14 protein-coding genes and 1 pseudogene are annotated in these 16728 nt (G+C 50.3%); 12 read left to right on the forward strand and 3 right to left on the reverse strand.

Going from position 1 to position 16728, the window contains the following annotated elements:
• The first annotated feature begins 4 nt into the window (after positions 1-4).
• The 4 genes from H8K04_00225 to H8K04_00240 all read left to right on the forward strand — a co-directional run bounded on the left by H8K04_00225 (position 5) and on the right by H8K04_00240 (position 6462).
• Positions 5-1768 (forward strand): AIPR family protein, encoded by a 1764-nt coding sequence (locus tag H8K04_00225; protein UVT16033.1) that lies wholly within the window; start codon positions 5-7, stop codon positions 1766-1768.
• Complete coding sequence (locus H8K04_00230) at positions 1765-3396, forward strand: site-specific DNA-methyltransferase (GenBank protein ID UVT16034.1); 1632 nt, start codon at positions 1765-1767, stop codon at positions 3394-3396. Before H8K04_00225 ends, H8K04_00230 begins: the two co-directional genes overlap by 4 nt.
• A complete protein-coding gene (locus H8K04_00235) occupies positions 3390-6068 on the forward strand; it encodes a DEAD/DEAH box helicase family protein (GenBank protein UVT17813.1) in 2679 nt (892 codons plus the stop codon). The genes H8K04_00230 and H8K04_00235 overlap by 7 nt, the downstream gene beginning before the upstream one ends.
• A 100-nt stretch (positions 6069-6168) precedes the next feature.
• Positions 6169-6462, forward strand: coding sequence for a hypothetical protein (locus H8K04_00240; GenBank protein UVT16035.1), 294 nt, complete (start codon positions 6169-6171; stop codon positions 6460-6462).
• A 24-nt stretch (positions 6463-6486) separates the two neighbouring features.
• Here the strand turns inward: H8K04_00240 and H8K04_00245 are convergent, their stop codons facing one another.
• Both H8K04_00245 and H8K04_00250 read right to left on the reverse strand, forming a co-directional pair.
• Complete coding sequence (locus H8K04_00245) at positions 6487-6732, reverse strand: DUF2188 domain-containing protein (protein UVT16036.1); 246 nt, start codon at positions 6730-6732, stop codon at positions 6487-6489.
• A 98-nt stretch (positions 6733-6830) separates the two neighbouring features.
• The gene (locus H8K04_00250) at positions 6831-7292 is read right to left on the reverse strand and encodes a hypothetical protein (GenBank protein UVT16037.1); all 462 of its coding nucleotides are present in this window, start codon (positions 7290-7292) and stop codon (positions 6831-6833) included.
• Between the two features lie 136 nt (positions 7293-7428).
• On the opposite strand from H8K04_00250, the gene H8K04_00255 reads away from it, so the two are divergent.
• From H8K04_00255 to H8K04_00290, 8 genes are all read left to right on the forward strand, one after another.
• Positions 7429-7761, forward strand: coding sequence for a helix-turn-helix transcriptional regulator (locus H8K04_00255; protein ID UVT17814.1), 333 nt, complete (start codon positions 7429-7431; stop codon positions 7759-7761).
• A gap of 118 nt (positions 7762-7879) precedes the next feature.
• Positions 7880-8326: an ImmA/IrrE family metallo-endopeptidase gene (locus H8K04_00260; protein ID UVT17815.1), complete on the forward strand. Its 447-nt coding sequence runs from the start codon at positions 7880-7882 to the stop codon at positions 8324-8326.
• Positions 8327-9270: 944 nt separating this feature from the next.
• Positions 9271-10725 (forward strand): type IV secretion system DNA-binding domain-containing protein, encoded by a 1455-nt coding sequence (locus H8K04_00265; protein ID UVT16038.1) that lies wholly within the window; start codon positions 9271-9273, stop codon positions 10723-10725.
• Positions 10725-12140, forward strand: a complete 1416-nt coding sequence (locus H8K04_00270) for a hypothetical protein (protein UVT16039.1) — start codon at positions 10725-10727, stop codon at positions 12138-12140. Before H8K04_00265 ends, H8K04_00270 begins: the two co-directional genes overlap by 1 nt.
• 88 nt (positions 12141-12228) lie before the next feature.
• Complete coding sequence (locus H8K04_00275) at positions 12229-14019, forward strand: hypothetical protein (protein UVT16040.1); 1791 nt, start codon at positions 12229-12231, stop codon at positions 14017-14019.
• Between the two features lie 26 nt (positions 14020-14045).
• The gene (locus tag H8K04_00280) at positions 14046-14441 is read left to right on the forward strand and encodes a DUF4190 domain-containing protein (GenBank protein ID UVT16041.1); all 396 of its coding nucleotides are present in this window, start codon (positions 14046-14048) and stop codon (positions 14439-14441) included.
• A gap of 47 nt (positions 14442-14488) precedes the next feature.
• The gene (locus tag H8K04_00285) at positions 14489-14878 is read left to right on the forward strand and encodes a hypothetical protein (GenBank protein UVT16042.1); all 390 of its coding nucleotides are present in this window, start codon (positions 14489-14491) and stop codon (positions 14876-14878) included.
• Positions 14879-14882: 4 nt separating this feature from the next.
• Positions 14883-15818 (forward strand): radical SAM protein, encoded by a 936-nt coding sequence (locus H8K04_00290; GenBank protein UVT16043.1) that lies wholly within the window; start codon positions 14883-14885, stop codon positions 15816-15818.
• Positions 15819-15924: 106 nt separating this feature from the next.
• Here H8K04_00290 and H8K04_00295 read toward each other — a convergent pair.
• A pseudogene (locus H8K04_00295) lies at positions 15925-16113 on the reverse strand (IS3 family transposase).
• Between the last annotated feature and the right edge of the window lie 615 nt (positions 16114-16728).

Consider the following 16728-nt stretch of genomic DNA (forward strand, 5'->3'; position numbering starts at 1 on the left):
AAAGATGCCAATATCAGAGGCGCAGAAGACCCAGATCATTGAGGTGCTTAAACAGCGATATTTTCCTATTGTCTTGCCAATTCAACAGAACTGGAGCCCCGAGCAACACGAGAAGAATCGATTAAGTCGTTCATTGTCTGTATTCGCCATAGAAAAGTTAGCAGAAGTTGACCCCACATCTGCAGCGAACGCATTGATGGACGGAGGAAATGATAACGGACTCGATGCTGTCTGTTACGACCGAGCAAAAAACACACTATGGCTCATTCAGGCAAAGGCGGGAAACGCGCCTGATATGGGTGAGAATAAAAAGTTTTGTGATGGCATTACAGACTTAATCGAAGGGCGATTTGAAAAGTTTAATGAGACCTTCGAGCGTTTGGAATCAGATGTAGAAGAAGCACTATCAACTACTGGCGTGAAGATAATTGGATGTCACATCCACCTAGGCGGTGAGTTAGGCACTCATGCGATAACGGACCTTGAACAACTAAAGGTCCAGTTGAATCGGTTTGATGAGCGTTTCGATTGGAAAGAGTGTGACATACCCATAATTCATGGATGGCTGACCGCTGAACATGCAATTGCACCTGTTAGTGCAGAACTTACTTTGGAAAAGTGGTATGGAGTGGACCAACCACGTCGTGCGTTCTATGGCCTCGTATGTGCGGAAGAGCTGGCAACTTTATATCAGCAACATGGCAAGGCACTCTTTGAAAAAAACATACGGCATTACTTGGGTGCACAAACCGTAAATACAGCGATTGAAACCACTGTTCAAGATAGGCCGAATGAATTATTTTACTTAAACAATGGTCTGACTGCTGTGTGTTCATCAATTCAGCTCAAACCCGGTGCAAATAACGAGAAAAGACGGTTTAGCCTGGAAGGTTTTTCTGTTGTAAATGGAGCTCAGACCGTCGGCTCCATAGCTACAGTCCGAGCCACCAAGGGAGCTATCTCCCCAGACGCGAAACTACTTATCACTCTAATAGAAGTAGGAAATGCACCTGACAACTTAGGCCCTCAGATTACCCGGTCAAGAAATACACAAAACTCTATCAGAGGGCTTCACTTCGCTGCCTTAGACCCACTTCAAGAGCGTCTAAGACAGGACCTCGCAATATCAGGAGTGACATATTACTATCGACCTTCAGCAGAGGCTGCGAAAAAGGGACCTAACGTCATCACATTGGAAGAAGCGGCAGTATCGCTCGCGAGTCTAAGCGGCAAAACGAAAACGATCGTCGCAGCTAAGAAGGAAATCGGGCAGATCTACGATCAAACGGGCGTCTATTACAAGGGCTTATTCCGGGATGATTTAACAGGAGTGCGCCTTTGTCGGGCAGTTCGCATATACAGGCATCTAATGTGTATATTTTTGGCCTCAGAATTAGCGGAGATGCCACACTCTCGGCGGAAGATGTTCTATCGACATGGGGCATTTTTCATTCTTCATATCCTGGCTAGACGACATCGCTCATTAGTCGACAAACCTCAAATGGATCTAGCGGAGGATGATCAGGCAGAGCTGTCTCGCGTCGGGCTAGAGATCGCGGAGCTAATTTACACAGTGGCAGAGGAAAAGTTCCAGCAATTGGTCGGCTATCTATCTATTTTTAGAAATATTACAGATGCAGAAATGCTTGCCTCTGAGGTAATGCAGCGACTAGCCAAACAGGATGCTCATCGCCAGTCTCAGGCGCAATTCGTTGGACAGACCGCTAGCCCTCCATCAGAAACATCTTCAGGGGCGAATTCGGCATGACAAGGAAAACAAAACTCGAACTCACTTGGATTGGAAAAGAGAATCGGGCGAAGCTGGAGCCACGCATTCTGCTGGAGGACTCGCAAAGGTCCTACCACGCCCCTCATCGTGTTACCGACCACGACATCTTCGACAATCGGCTCATCTTCGGCGACAACCTGCTCGCGCTGAAAGCTCTCGAGCAAGAGTTTACCGGTAAGATCAAGTGCATTTACATTGATCCTCCGTACAACACTGGAAGCGCTTTTGAGCATTACGATGATGGAGTAGAACATTCACTCTGGCTCTCGCTGATGCGTGAGCGGGTAGAACTTCTATGGAAGCTTTTGAGTCACGACGGTGTTCTATGGATTAGCATTGATGATAACGAAGGTCACTATCTGAAAGTTCTCTGTGATGAGGTTTGTGGCCGGAAGTCATCCGTGGCAACAGTCATTTGGGAGAATTTCTACGGTCGTAGCAACGCTGCCGCGATATCACCCGCACATAACTATCTTCTTGTGTACTCACCTCTTGGGCAAGATTGGAAAAACGTCCGCAACCTTTTACCTCGAGATGAAAAGAGTGCGAGCAAATACACTAACTCGGACAATGATCCACGTGGGCCATGGCGCTTGGGACCAATATTCGCTGCAGAAGAACGGCACGAAGGTTTGATGTATGAGATCACAACTCCATCAGGACGAAAAGTAAAGCCACCCAAAGGCAGTCATTGGCGCATGGTTGAGAGCGAGTTTTGGCGATTAGTAGAAGAGAAGCGTATCGCCTTTGGATCCCAGGGAGACAATGTGCCAGCTGTCAAACTCTATTTGAACGAAGTTCAGGGTGGTCTTGTGCCTCGAACTTGGTGGCCGCATACCGAGGTTGGTCACTCACAGGAGGCAAAAAGAGAAATCCAAGCTCTTTTCCCTGGAGTTGTACCTTTCGATACACCAAAACCTGAAAGACTTCTCCAAAGAGTGATCCAGATGTCGTCTAACACTAGCGACTGGGTCCTGGATTCATTCGCCGGTTCTGGAACTACGGGAGCCGTTGCCCATAAGATGGGGCGTCGGTGGATCATGGTGGAACTAGGCGAGCATTGCCATACACATATCCTCCCACGCCTGACGAAGGTCATTGATGCCGAGGACAAAGGCGGTGTCACTGAAGCTGTTGGCTGGAAAGGTGGTGGAGGGTTCCGCTATTATCGCCTTGCTCCATCGCTATTAGAGAAGGATAAATGGGGCAACTGGGTCATTAACAAAGCATACGACCCGGCCATGCTGGCGCAAGCTGTCTGCAAGCTGGAAGGGTTCACCTATGCTCCAAGCGACGCAGTCTATTGGCAGCACGGACACTCCACCGAACGGGACTTTATCTACATCACCACGCAGAATCTGAGCCACGACCAGTTGCAGGTCTTGAACGATGAAGTGGCAGATGGTCGCTCGCTGCTGGTGATGTGCTCTGCATTCCGTGGAAAGGCTGACCGCTATTCTAACCTGACGATAAAAAAGATTCCCAAGACTGTGCTCTCTAGGTGTGAGTGGGGCCATGACGACTACAGCCTGAAGATCGAGAATCTGCCAAAGGCTCCAATCCCGCCTGGCCAAATGGATCTCCTCGGCGAGGAGGCCAAATCGTGAACCGCCACGTCAATGCTATCGCGGGGCGTCTTAGCTTGCGACCTCCGCAGCGAGCGTCACTTGAGATCCTCGACCGTGTTACGGAGATTGTCCCACCCAAAAAAAACACAGATTTGACTAGCGCTCTCGCGGCAATCAGGAGCGAATTTGCGACTGTTACCGAGTTCGAACGTGAGTTTCCTTCGCTCTGTTTTGCCCTAGCTACTGGTGTAGGCAAGACTCGTCTCATGGGCGCTTTTATCAGCTACTTGCATCTTGCACATGGCATCAACCACTTCTTTGTACTGGCCCCTAACTTGACGATCTACAACAAACTCATTGCTGATTTTACGCCAAACACGGCGAAGTACGTCTTCACTGGGATTGCCGAGTTTGCGACCGAGCCTCCGACGATTATCACAGGGGATAACTACGAGTCGGGAGTGGCGGCTCGTCTGACTTCTTTGCCAGGATTCGGCCAAGAGGTACACATTAACATCTTTAATATCTCGAAGATCAACTCGGAAGTCCGAGGCGGAAAAGCGCCGCGGATCAAACGCCTGTCCGAATACATCGGCCAGAGTTATTTCGAGTATCTGGCTGGTCTCGACGATCTGGTCCTGCTCATGGATGAGTCTCACCGCTATCGAGCATCGGCCGGTGTTCGGGCCATCAACGAATTGAAGCCAGTTCTGGGGCTGGAACTCACGGCGACTCCTTTTGTGGAATCATCAAAAGGGCCGGTGCAATTCAAGAATGTCATATACGATTACCCTTTGGCCCAAGCGATGGTAGACGGCTTTGTTAAAGAACCGGCTGTGGTGACGCAGAAGAATTTTAACTCGAGTCAGTTCAATGCCACGCAGCTAGAACAAATTAAGCTAGAGGATGGTATCCATCTTCATGAGAACACCAAGGTTGAGCTGGAAACGTACGCAAGGGAAACAGGGCAGCGGATGGTGAAGCCCTTCATACTGATCATCGCCCGCGACACAACTCATGCCGGGCAGTTGATGCAGCAGTTCAAATCCCTTTTTGAGGGTCGGTACAAGGACAAGGTCATTCAGGTGGATTCCAGTAAGACCGGTCTGGAAGAGGACGAGATGGTTCAACGTCTCCTGGCCGTGGAGAGCGCGGATGAGACGACCGAGATTGTGATTCACGTAAATATGCTGAAAGAAGGTTGGGACGTGACGAATCTCTATACCATCGTTCCGCTCAGAGCCGCGAACGCACGCACACTGATCGAACAATCCATCGGCCGTGGCCTTCGGCTTCCCTACGGGAAGCGCACCGGCGTGAGTACGGTTGATCGGTTGAACATTGTGGCCCATGACCGTTTTCAGGAAATTGTTGATGAGGCCAATAAGCCGGACTCCGTGATCCGATTGGCAAAGGTGGAACTCGACCCGGCCAACGATCTCCAGAAAATGCGAACAGTGGTTGCAACGTCAAAGATTGAAGAACAGTTGCACGGAGCTTCCCTCAGCGGGGCACTCCCAGGAGCTCCTTCAGCTCCTGCCATTTTTTCTGGCGAAGTGGAGCGTGGTATTGCGCAGGTCGCGTACAAGGAAATCCAGAAGTACGAGACCCTTCCATCCTCGCAGGACCTTCTCAAGCCGGAGATTCAGGCCAAGATTGTCGAAGAGGTCAAGAGGCAGCTGTCTCCGAATCAGCAGGCCCTACCTGGCATGACCTTGACCCCAAACATTGCCGCTCTGGTGGAAAAGACGGCTCAACTTGTCGTGCAACAGACGATCGATATCCCGCGCATTCTGGTAGTGCCCAAAGGCGACGTGACCACGGGCTTCCACGCTTTTACCCTCGACTGTTCTAGCATTCATTATCAGCCCGTTGAACGGGATCTCCTCATCCAACACCTTCGGACCCACGAGCAGGAGACCTTAAGCTTTGGCGGACGAATGCAGCCAGAGCAACGGCTTGACGATTATCTGGTCAGAGGTCTCGTTGATTTCGATGACATCTCTTACGATGAGCACTCCAACTTACTCTATGACCTCGCGGGTCAGTTAGTGAAGCACCTGCGTTCGTATTTGAAAGCAGAAGATGATGTCAGAAATGTTTTGATCTATCACCAAAAGCAATTAGCGGCATTCGTGCATGCGCAAATGCAGGCGAACCAGTGGGAAAAGGCTACTGGTTACGATGTGGTAGTAAGTAAGGGATTCACCGAACTGAAGCCCAGTGCATACACGGCCAAAGATGGCGAGCCAGTTCAAGATTTCCATCAGACCGTCGTGAATCCTTCCCGAATCTCACAGATGCTCTTTGGTGGATTCCAGCGCGGACTGTACTCTGTCCAGAAGTTCGATTCCGACACCGAGCGACGCCTGGCCGTGATCCTCGACCGAGACTCACAAAAGTGGTTCAGGCCAGCCTCAGGGCAATTCCAGATTTCGTACAAGCACGGTGTTTCGCAGCATGACTATCAACCTGACTTCGTGGCGGAGACGACAGATCGTATCTACATGCTTGAACCCAAAGCCAAGAACGAGATGGCTTCGGCTGAAGTCCTGGCCAAGAAAGACGCCGCCGTTCTGTGGTGTTCACGCGCCTCGACTCACTCCGTCAGCAACAACGGTAAGCCATGGGAATATGTCCTCATTCCCCATGATGTGATTGCGGAGAATATGACACTAGCAGGGCTAGTCAGGCAGTTTGGAGTCGCTTAGTTCAGAACTTCAGCATTAAAACGCAATCATCAGGCCGCGCTTCTAATCAAATGGTCCGAGTCTGACATCTCGGATAGCCTCAGCCATGGGAGGTTGAATTATGAACGCACGAAAGCGGACAAATGCTCCTCACGGAGAGAAGACAATTGCGATAACTATTCGTCTGTTCACCAATTCCATCTCTCGCAAGAAGGGCCGTCAAGTGAAGCGGGAGTGCTGGGATGTCGGCACCGTGTATATGCATCAAAATCTCTCTCACGGGATTAGTGCTAGCAAGCCGATTCCTTTTCATTCATTGATGGATCTTTCATCGAAGATCGAATTACTCATTACGCGCCAAAAAATAAAGCTCCACCCAGGTAATCAATCGAGGAAGTATATCTATACCCAGTGACCTGCCCAGCTGACAGAGAAATGATTAACCCTTCGACGAGCGAGGATCTCTGCTTCTGGGGAAAGTGCGCTCTTCCTGATAAAGTCCGTTCAGTTTTTGGATCTTCACTGATCCACCGCAACTTCCGAGGGCATCTTCCAGCACCCCTCCTTGGGTGGCTTCCTCTTTAGTTTCGAAACGCCTGCGCGTCTTTCCCGTCGCATCATTCGTGAGTGTCCAGTCGTCATTCCGATCATCGTGAGAGAGGGTATAGCGTGGAAGATTATCCATTTTGCATGCTCCTTTTATTCTGGGCGGGTGGAATTGCCCGGCCCTCTAAGAAGTAGTGCCTCAACGGGGGCTATGATGCAGCTTGTTCTTGCCCTTTCTTAAGTCAACTTGTCACCCTGACGCACGAGAATCTTTCCTTCTATCGGATACGGGTCATAGGAAGCGGCATCAATGCCGATGAGTCCATTCCACAGACGGGCCGTGTCACCGCAATCGTTATTCCAAATGTAGTTGCGGCCCGTGAACAAATGATGATCAGCGCCAGCGACATCTTCCGCGTTCATGTCCGATAGTGGGAGTTCAGAACCGGAATGAACACGGACGACGCGGCCAGGTTCAAGACTACCCTGAAATGACATGACAGTGTCCCACCGTCCATCTCGACAGCGCGGCTGGTAGGCAATATGTTGGAGCGAGATGCCCTGCATCGGATAAGATTCGTCGCCCACGTTTTTGAAATCGACCCATTCAGCGGCCAGCTGACGTTTTGGCGTCACGCTGCCCACCCGATCCTTGCCCGCTGGATTTGGCTTAGCTTCTATAATTCGAAGCATCTTCATAGTTCCTCCTGTTTTAAGAATGTATCTCCGTTGCTCAAGTGTGCTATGATTAAAGCACAGCGTGTTTTGTATGTCAATCTACGTTTACTAAAGGGAGGTGTGGATGACACGACGTGCGCTAAGCAGTCTCAGCAAGATGGTGACGGCGAAGCGGGGGGCTCATAAGTTGCGGGAAACAGCGAAGGAAATTGGAATATCTCCGGCTACCTTGATGCGTATTGAAGGAGGGCGAATACCAGATGTGGCAACGTTTGGGAAGGTCTGCCATTGGTTGAGTGTTGATCCCGGTGAATTTCTCGGTTTCGACGCGAAGGCACCTCAATCGTCGGAATGTGTGACGATATCCGCCCACTTTAAGGGAGAATCGACTCCTGACCCTGATACCGCGAACGCACTTGGAAAAATGATTCTGTTCGCCATGAAGATGCAACCGCAATCCTCTACCGACCTTGACCATGGCGACATTTGATCGAGGATTTAAAAGTTGGGCCGAACGCACGTCGACGAACATTCGGCATGAATTGGGCCTTTCCCCGTACGATGCCCTCGACGTTTTGAGTCTGGCCAGTCTTCTCAATGTCACCATCATGACGCCCGATGACATCCCTGACTTACCCAATGAAGTCCTTGTCCAGTTGGGACGAAAGGATCCATTTGGTTGGCATGCTGTTAGTCTTATCCTCCCTGATGGGAGGGCATTGTTAATCTATAACCCAAGAAAATCGGCTGGCAGAAGGGCAAGCGACATCGCCCACGAGCTTGCTCATCTTATCCAAGAACATAAACCAAGCACGGTCATCCTTTCGCAGGATGGAAGTTTTGCGATGCGCACGTTCGATCAGAAGCAAGAAGACGAGGCGAATTGGCTTGCCTGGAGCTTGCTATTACCCCGAGAGGCATTAGTCCGCACCATGCGACAGGGCATGTCGATTGAAACAACTGCGAACATGTATGGGGTATCGACACAGCTCGTCAATTACCGACTGAGCGTTACCGGCGTGTCCGTTCAATTGGCGAGGATGCGAAGAAAGTGACTGTCATCATCAAGAGTTTCAGGCATCTCTCGGTACTTCCCGGCAACCAACCGTTGACTGCGGCGGTCCGGTGCCATGCCCTTCAAGTCTCTCTTGCGATAGATGGTCCAAGATAATGTCTAAGGAGTGAGACATGTCCTAAGGAGGGGTTCCACCCCAAACCCGCGTGCTAAATTTGTGCTAAAAATCTTCAGAACCAGCAGAATTGCTGTAATCCCGCAGAATCGTTAGAACCCCAACAACGCCTCTATTTTCAAGATAAAACGGGGAACCATCGCAAAACCAAGCCATTGCGGTAATTCAACCTTTCGATCTTTTAAGGCGAGAGCCCTGGGTTTGAGGCCGACCGGTGTCTATCTCGCTTTCAGCTTGTTCCTCCTCCTATGACATAAACTCTTTGGCAAGAAACTAGACCAACTCGCATAGAGTCTTGGCATACCTCGTCGACCCTAGCCCGGTAGTGGTTGTTAAAATACATATTTAGGTTTCCTCACGCCTTTTAGCTAGCAGTGCACACTTGACTATAGCGAAGGATTGGAGCAACCTTAACCAGCTTCTCTGGTTTCCGAGGGCTCGCTTATGCGGGTGACGGAAGATCAAAACCAAGAGCGAAGCTGTGAGGCGTGCACTCACTTCCGCAAAGCCAAGCCTGGCGATCCACTTGCGGGATGGCGGGTACAATCTCCCAAAATATTCGAACTCCGGTCGCGTTGGGAAAAGCACTTAGCCGAGCGTGCGCTATTTGAGCAGCAGCGCTTCGAAGCTAATCTGGCGTTCGACTTCGAGCCCCAGGCGTATCCATACTGCGCACATTATAGTAAAGAGTACGGTACGACCTCAGCGGGAAGGCCTCTCCAGTTCATACTCTGTGATCGACAGAATCCGGATAAAGATTGCCCAGATTTCGTGCCATTCGTGCCAAGCGAAAAGATACAGAGTACAAGATGACCAACAATCTTCGCTTGGGCAATGAAATGTCGATTGTTAAACGTCCTAAACCCGTGATTGCCGACGCTCTGCGAGTCGTACGACCGGACCGTATACCTGTTTGGAAGGGTATCCCGCTGGATCTTTCGCACGCTCAACGACCGTTCGAGTATATCTTCAAAGATACAAACCGCGAGGTTAGTCTCACCGGCGAAGGATTAGGTCAACTTTACGTGTGCTTTGGGGCACCCGGGACCGGGAAGTCGTATTTTATGCTGGGCTTGCTTAAACAGCTAGCCGCTCCAGCTTGGGAGCAGCCTTGGGGTGGCCTTCTGTTGGATCCAAAACAGACCTTGGTTGGCGAGGCTCGTAATGTCATCCCTAAGGATAGGCTTCATGTTATTGCACCGAATCAAGATCGAGGCATCAACTTGCTCGCTAGTCATTTGGGACCCAGGGACCTCGGGGTTGCGCTTGCCCTAGCTGCTCAATCGGCTGGCGTATCAGCGAAAGATCCTTATTGGCTCAATGAGCTGAAACGGCTCTTTGGCGCCGGCTTTGCTTTGCTGGACCTTACTGGACGCCCACTTACACTAGCGTCACTTGCGAACCTGTTTCTCGGTACTGAACTTGTGGGGAACAAACGCGTGACACCGCTGCAACGCGATCTTGAACGCGCCCAACCGGCGAGCACCGACGAAATACACCGGCGCCGTCTGGACCGTGCGCTTTCAGAGCTCGCCCAGTTCGCTACGGCACGCAGTGATAACGTCGAGACTGTCCGTTCGTTTATCAGCCAGGTCCTTTCTCCATTCCTAGATCCTGACCTCGATTACGTGTCGGACAACGCTAACCAGGTGTCTCTCGCCGACCTGATTCTGCGGGACGGTAAATGGGTACTTCTAGCAGTGCCGAGAAGCGCACTAAGCGTTTCACGTATGATCTCATCACTAGCCAAGACCCTTTTCCAGCGCGCAATACTAGAACGTCTCACGCTCTATCAGGATAACGATCGGCGTGTGTTCCTCTTTGTAGACGAATACGCGGAACTGGCGAGTGATTTACCAGGCGACGGGTTTGGCGATTCGATCTTTTTCAGTCAGATGCGACAGTTTCGGGTACTCGCCGTAATCGCTACTCAAGGCACGCCAATGCTGGAGAATTCAGGAGTCAAAGAAGCCTGGAAGACAATCCTTTCTAACTCGGCCGGTAAGCTCTTCTTTCGTGTAGCTGATCCGGACACGGCCGATCTCGCGTCGAAGCTACTCGGTGAAGGCGACCTGATCGTCAATGATAGTGGGGTGTCCAATTCGTTGGAGGGAGGCAGCGTTCAGAAGGGCCAAAAGCTTGACAGGCGTACAGTCCTAACAAGCGATCTATTCCTCACCGGATTGGAGAGGGGGCACTTGGTATTTCTCGGCACCACGGACGGCCTGAGTCGAGCCGAAGTGCGGTACGTAAGAGTGACCTGATGCCAGATACTCAGAATAGTCAGTTACCAAAGCTCGATGAGCAGGCAGACGTACAAACTAAACTGAATGTAATGCGCGAAGCTGCGCAGCAACTGGCGCGGGACCTTACCATCCCGGAATCGGCACCCCAGGTCGTACAGGATATCCAGCGTGCGCTTGATTCCGCAAAATTGGCCGCCCAGAATCTGCAGCTCGTTGGGGATCCCAGCGCTGAGCTCAACGAACCAGCGCAGTTGTGGACTGCAAGGGACGGTCTTGAGAAAGCGCAGCAAGCCCTTAAAAACGCGCTAGACCGCCCGCCCGATCCCGCTGCCTCTGACCAAGTCTTAGACGAACGAGTCATCGCAAGACAGAGTCTGGAAGCCATGCAGCAGGTGAGCGACCTGGCAGGGGCAGTGGAGACAGACCTCCATCAAACCGGCGATGCACTTAAGAATGCCGCTTCCGCTCTGGCGAAGGAGATCGGCGATGGGGTGGAGATGTTACAACAGAATGCAAAGGAGTTGTTACAACGCAATGAGGCCGAACAACCCATATCGGTTAACGATATGGGATTTAGTCGACTAGAGCAGCGAATGCAAGAGCTCGAACAAGCAATCAATTCGTATGACGAAAAACTAACTTCCGACTTATCTCATGATCAACTACGGTTACTAGACGACCTCCGCTTCGCCATGGTTGGGGATGACATGGCCAAATTGATGGAAGTCCGCCAGGAGTTAGACCGTTCTGCTTATGATCACAAGGCTCTCGAGCAAGCCGCTAGCATTGCCCAAGCTGCAGATAATCTTCTTGATGAAGTACAGTCCACCTCGGTGTCATGGGTGTCACGACAAGAAATCGGTAACCCTAATCGAACCAGGCGCCCGAATCTGGGTCGCCTCATGGGCGGTCGGGCGACAGATCTCGAGAAAGGCGAACTCGGCCAGCGCTTCGAATGGATGCACATGCTCGGTCGAGTATTTGGCGGCGGTGATAGTTTCAAAGATCTCATAACGGGTAATAAGGAGGTTCATAAAGACTTCACGACACTCGAAAATAGATTGCGAGACTTGCGAGACGAGGCATTGGTCGAGGTTCAGATTACGACTGCGCACCAGGGGGTTTTCAACAAGGACCGAGTGAAGGAACGGATCGGCTATGAAATGCGATACGAAGTTTGGCTAGACGGCGATAAAGTTTTTGACCGAACGCGCAACTTACAAGCGACAGAGCGTGATCCTAATCTAAAAGTGGTGTTCGATGAGCTGAGAAATCTCAAGCAAGATTTGAAGGATGGCCGCTCGCCGGAAGAGACGGTCCAGCGCCTAGTCTCTTACCTCGACACACGCGACGAAGGCCCCTTAAGGGATCTTGATCGAATGACGAGACTGAATGCCGAACAGACTGGAGGAGCAAGTGACTCTGATCGCTGAGTGTCAGAGTTGTCACTTTTACAGTCCGCAGACGTCGTTCGTAGACACCTACAAGACTTTTGATCGATCGGCACCACGCGGTCCGATTATGAAGACGCTGCTGGACATTCGAAAAGAAGAGACGCGTGTTCAGGAAAACGAAATGGAGCTTCAAATTGAGTTGTTACGGACTGACCAGAAGCAATGGCCCACGCCCCCTCGTTTTGCGCCGATTTGTACTTTCGCAGGAGGATTATTCATCCCTGCAGCCAAGAACCCGGACGGTCGATGCGAGGATTTCCAACCTGCACTTAGCCGTCAGGGAAAAGCCTGCCGGACATGCCAGTTTGTAGTGACGCCGGAGAGAATCATCGGGGACCGCCGTGAGCAGGGTACGGGTGTCGGGGGCTCGCAGGAAGTGGCATTTTATCGGCAGCAAAATAAGGAAAACGAGGATGCAGACGCAACAGCAAAGGCCATAGAAATCGAGCAAAGCTTCTATGCGGATGGTCGCTTACGTACACTATCTTTCCTGCCGTCGTGCTCCATACTAATAACTGAAGGAGATCGACATGTGGTCCCCTTTTGTAATTTGCGACATGACTGTAAAGAACATCGTCCCCATATCCCAATTCCTGAGCTCATGTTCGAGTATGTGAAAAGAACTGCACAGGCACCACATTTTCGAGCACTCGAGTACACCATTCAGCTAGTTCAGTTCGTAGTCCAGATTGAGAACAAGGGACCAGACGAATTTCTGAACCTTGTGACGGAATGGGCCAAAGAGGAGCCCGCGCGCGCTCTTGTCTTGCCTTGGGCGAAGAGGATTGTGCTCAATCGATGGAATCATGAAGCTGCGCACAAGCTGGGTAAGGCGGTTCCGAGAGAAGCGGTTACACAACCGTCAGCTTCATCCGAGATAGGACTAAAGGTTTTCCCATGTATCGCAGGATGCGACGCTTATGAGTGGGGTATGTTGGCCGCAGGGAGCCACAGGAATGAGGCCGCCGCAGTGGTCACTTCGGGTGTCATTTGTCAGCAACTCGCAGAATTCTTAGTTACAGAGGTTTCCCCCTTGGAATCGGCATCGTGTATTGACAGCGCCATTCAACTGATAAGGACCGACGGAATATTTTCCTCTCTCACCCTTGAGAAAGTGGATGGGTTTTTAAGACGTCTCAAGGGGTTGTCGCTTTCTCTCCGTTTGTTAGCACAATCGGATCTACAAGGTTACTTTGAGGACTTCGTGGCTAAGTTTTCATATCCTGTGAACGCTTGGCTACGACTCACTACTAAGGCCGGGGCAAACCCATTTCAGGTCAACCTTGAGGCACAGCGTCAGATCGTTAATAACAAGGTTGCATCAGCACACGATATTGGCAAGAGAATCCTGGTCGACTGTGCAGCCGTATCATTGGGCACCTTGTCGGTGCCAGGCAGGAACGCCCTGCTCGACCAATTGAATAAGTTAAACGAGAGCGGCCTACAACGCGACCACCAAGACAACATGAACCTCCAGAAGGAGATATTCAGAAACCTGGTTGGAATTCCTCTTGACCCAGCGACACAAGCCCAGATGGATCAATATGTGACTCAAGCATGGCTACGCGTCTATGAAGACGCACGCTTAGTAGAGTTGCCACGCCGGAAATTGCTTGGAACCTTATTATGCCATCGAGGCATGTTGCCAGTGACAACGACAGCACTGGAGCTACATGGCCGGAACCCGCAACCGGACCGCACGCCTGAGACACTTGATGAGGCGATCTGGGAGCCTGTTGCAAAGACGGTGGAAGCATTTCACGTCGGCACATTTGGCGAACCGAGTGAGGCCATTGCTCCTTATCTTCGTCAAATTCGCCGGAGAGCGGTACCGCGTTTTGAAATGACATTGTCATAAATAAAGGTAGATGAAAGGAAGCTTTCATGACCTGTCCAGCATGTACGAGTCAGGTGGCCAACGATGCTGTCAAATGCCAAAACTGCGGATTTCCATTTGGAGGCAAAGAAATATCTGTTCCGAAGCCTCCCGATATCCAATCTTATGTAAATGTCCAACCGCCAGCCAGAAACAGTTCGCTAGCTGTTGCGAGCATGTCACTTGGGATCTTGTCGTGGCTCGGTCCATCATTGTTGATGAGCATTCCCGCGATTATCACAGGGCATATGGCCAAACGTGAAATCCGCAGCTCGAACGGAGCCATTCACGGCGAGGGAATGGCGATGACAGGTCTAATCGCCGGGTATGTCAACGCTGCCCTCTCCGTGCTGTTTTTGGGGTGGTGGATGCAAATGGTAAGCAACATTTTATCACTATATTGAGCTGTCCTGAGATAGCTCAAGGCAACCTCCCATTACTCGGAGGCAACATGAAATATCAACTTTACATGCGCACATTGGACCAAGAATTCTCTGCCGAAACTGCTGCCAAAATGATCACTCGGACTCAGGCTTGGGCTTGGAGCAATTGGAGTAATTGGAATAATTGGAACAATTGGAGCAACTGGAACAATTTCGGTGGTACCGGTAGACCACTTTCTCCTATGGTCGAGCGACTCAAGCTAAGAACGGAATCTTTTGGAGGATTACTGTTTGATCCATCAACTCGCAGGGTTTTCAAGCTCGACCAGCAAGCATATGAGGTGCTTCGGACCATTCTCAAAAAAGATCAATCTATAGAAGAAGTTGCATCACAAAATGGGGTGCCGTGTTTTGAAGTAACAAATCTATTAAGGTTCCTGTCTTCTTTTGATGAGTAGAAAAATGTTTGAAAAGCTATCCGCTCCTCTGATGTCAACAATCGACATCACTGATCATTGCAACCTCACATGCAGTTACTGCTACGCTCATAATGGGAATAGCGTTTTTATGGCACGGGACCTAGTGGTCGATACAGCCAAACAGTTGCATGGACGCGGTGTCTGGCAAATTGTGCTCGGTGGTGGTGAACCTTTTCTGCATCCGGAAATTATTCCTATCCTCACCGAGCTGTTAGGTGCTGGGATTACTCTCGGTGTCATAACTAATGGTACAACGCTTGGCACAACGGTACTCAACAAGATTCAAGGTCTTTTCTCTAAGTTCCCAAACCAATTACATATACAAGTGTCCATAGACAGTGTTAAACCTGAAATCAACGATCGGCTGAGGGGACTTGGACATAAGGCACTTCTAGCCGCGAATGAGTTGGCTAAACGAAGTGTGAGCGTCAGCACAGGAACGGTCTTACACAAGTACAACGTAGCCGAAACTCACCTAATAATTGAATACTTCTATCCCCATATCAAAAAATTCCACTACATGAACCTCATGCCTTCTTATTTAGTTAAAATGACGAAAGAAGATTTATTTCCTGCGCCGGAGGAGCTGGCAGGCGCCTACTCCAGGCTACGAAGCTGCCAACAGAAGTATCCAGATACCATCATTACATTTCCAGATCTCCAAGCCATCATATCCGACAAACAATCTCCTTCACTTTCGTGTGTTGGATGTACCGCAGGGATCACTCGCATGGATATCAATGCACGGGGAGATCTATTGGCATGCAATATCGCGGATGGTAGCCGTTTTGGCAACCTTAGCGATGGATCAATTTGGGAAGCATGGGACTCCGTGTTCGTTGATAGTCTTAGAGCTAGCAATGAAGCGTTATGTATGAATGGCGGTCTTATCCAGATAAACACATTGAAAACGAGATAACGGAATTTAGAAAGGCAGGGCACCATATACTTAGAAACATGGATTGAAAATATTCTTCCCCATTTTTATCCAATTATGGACTTCCCAGACTTTTGTGGACACATCGTTAAGCCTGGTTTGACATGGCTTCAAACGCCTCCGGACTGACCCCGCTGAGATGGCTGTGTCGACGAGTGCGATTGTAGAACTTCTCGATGTAGTCGTCGATCTCAGCCCTCGCGATCTCCCGTGTTGTGTAGATGCGCTTCTTGATCCGCTCCTTTTTCAAGCTGCTAATAAATGATTCTGCCAAGGCCATTCCGCCTAGTTTGGCCACCGGGGCATCTCTCAATCAGCGTGTCGCAGGTTCAACTTTACGAAGTTACTAAGCTGCTAAAGTGATTACGGCAATTGTGAAGGTAAGGATCTCGCTTCCCGCTTTAAAATATCCCCTTCAGGACGCCATCCTCGTGAAGTCTGCATTGAACTTCATAATGTGACAAATTTGTGACAAGAATTTGCTGGAAAGGAGGGAATCAGATGGAACAACATAGAACTAATAGATAGATTTAAGTTATCGGAATTGCAACTAATTTGGGGAAACCGTTGCAATAGCGAGCACTTGTCAAAGTCCACTGATTTGAACTTTTAAGGCGAGGGCCCTGGGTTCGAGTCCCAGCCGGCTCACCACTTTCGACAAAAGACAGAACTTTCAAAACTACCTTTATCCTTAATCCATGAGGTAGCCCTCCGCCATACAGGGCTAATTAAGCGACGAACAGGGCAGCTATGGATCGGAAACGACTCGCGGCGGCCTAGCGCGTACAGGTCTCTTCCAAGTTCAGATTCATCCTTACTTTATTGCATAGGATTTCCTGAGACCCACGAGGTTGCTGGAAGGTCATGCGACAATAGCAAGCGTACGTAACGT

It is taken from the genome of Nitrospira sp. (genome assembly GCA_024760525.1).
Lineage (GTDB): Bacteria > Nitrospirota > Nitrospiria > Nitrospirales > Nitrospiraceae > Nitrospira_D.

What these genes read in the sequence shown, in the direction of transcription:
- H8K04_00245 (UVT16036.1), bottom strand. Translation starts at nt 6,732, where the DNA reads ATGGATAATCTTCCACGCTATACCCTCTCTCACGATGATCGGAATGAC.
- H8K04_00280 (UVT16041.1), top strand. Translation starts at nt 14,046, where the DNA reads ATGACCTGTCCAGCATGTACGAGTCAGGTGGCCAACGATGCTGTCAAA.
- H8K04_00250 (UVT16037.1), bottom strand. Translation starts at nt 7,292, where the DNA reads ATGAAGATGCTTCGAATTATAGAAGCTAAGCCAAATCCAGCGGGCAAG.
- H8K04_00255 (UVT17814.1), top strand. Translation starts at nt 7,429, where the DNA reads ATGGTGACGGCGAAGCGGGGGGCTCATAAGTTGCGGGAAACAGCGAAG.
- H8K04_00225 (UVT16033.1), top strand. Translation starts at nt 5, where the DNA reads ATGCCAATATCAGAGGCGCAGAAGACCCAGATCATTGAGGTGCTTAAA.
- H8K04_00285 (UVT16042.1), top strand. Translation starts at nt 14,489, where the DNA reads ATGAAATATCAACTTTACATGCGCACATTGGACCAAGAATTCTCTGCC.
- H8K04_00265 (UVT16038.1), top strand. Translation starts at nt 9,271, where the DNA reads ATGACCAACAATCTTCGCTTGGGCAATGAAATGTCGATTGTTAAACGT.
- H8K04_00240 (UVT16035.1), top strand. Translation starts at nt 6,169, where the DNA reads ATGAACGCACGAAAGCGGACAAATGCTCCTCACGGAGAGAAGACAATT.
- H8K04_00230 (UVT16034.1), top strand. Translation starts at nt 1,765, where the DNA reads ATGACAAGGAAAACAAAACTCGAACTCACTTGGATTGGAAAAGAGAAT.
- H8K04_00260 (UVT17815.1), top strand. Translation starts at nt 7,880, where the DNA reads ATGACGCCCGATGACATCCCTGACTTACCCAATGAAGTCCTTGTCCAG.
- H8K04_00290 (UVT16043.1), top strand. Translation starts at nt 14,883, where the DNA reads ATGTTTGAAAAGCTATCCGCTCCTCTGATGTCAACAATCGACATCACT.
- H8K04_00275 (UVT16040.1), top strand. Translation starts at nt 12,229, where the DNA reads ATGAAGACGCTGCTGGACATTCGAAAAGAAGAGACGCGTGTTCAGGAA.
- H8K04_00270 (UVT16039.1), top strand. Translation starts at nt 10,725, where the DNA reads ATGCCAGATACTCAGAATAGTCAGTTACCAAAGCTCGATGAGCAGGCA.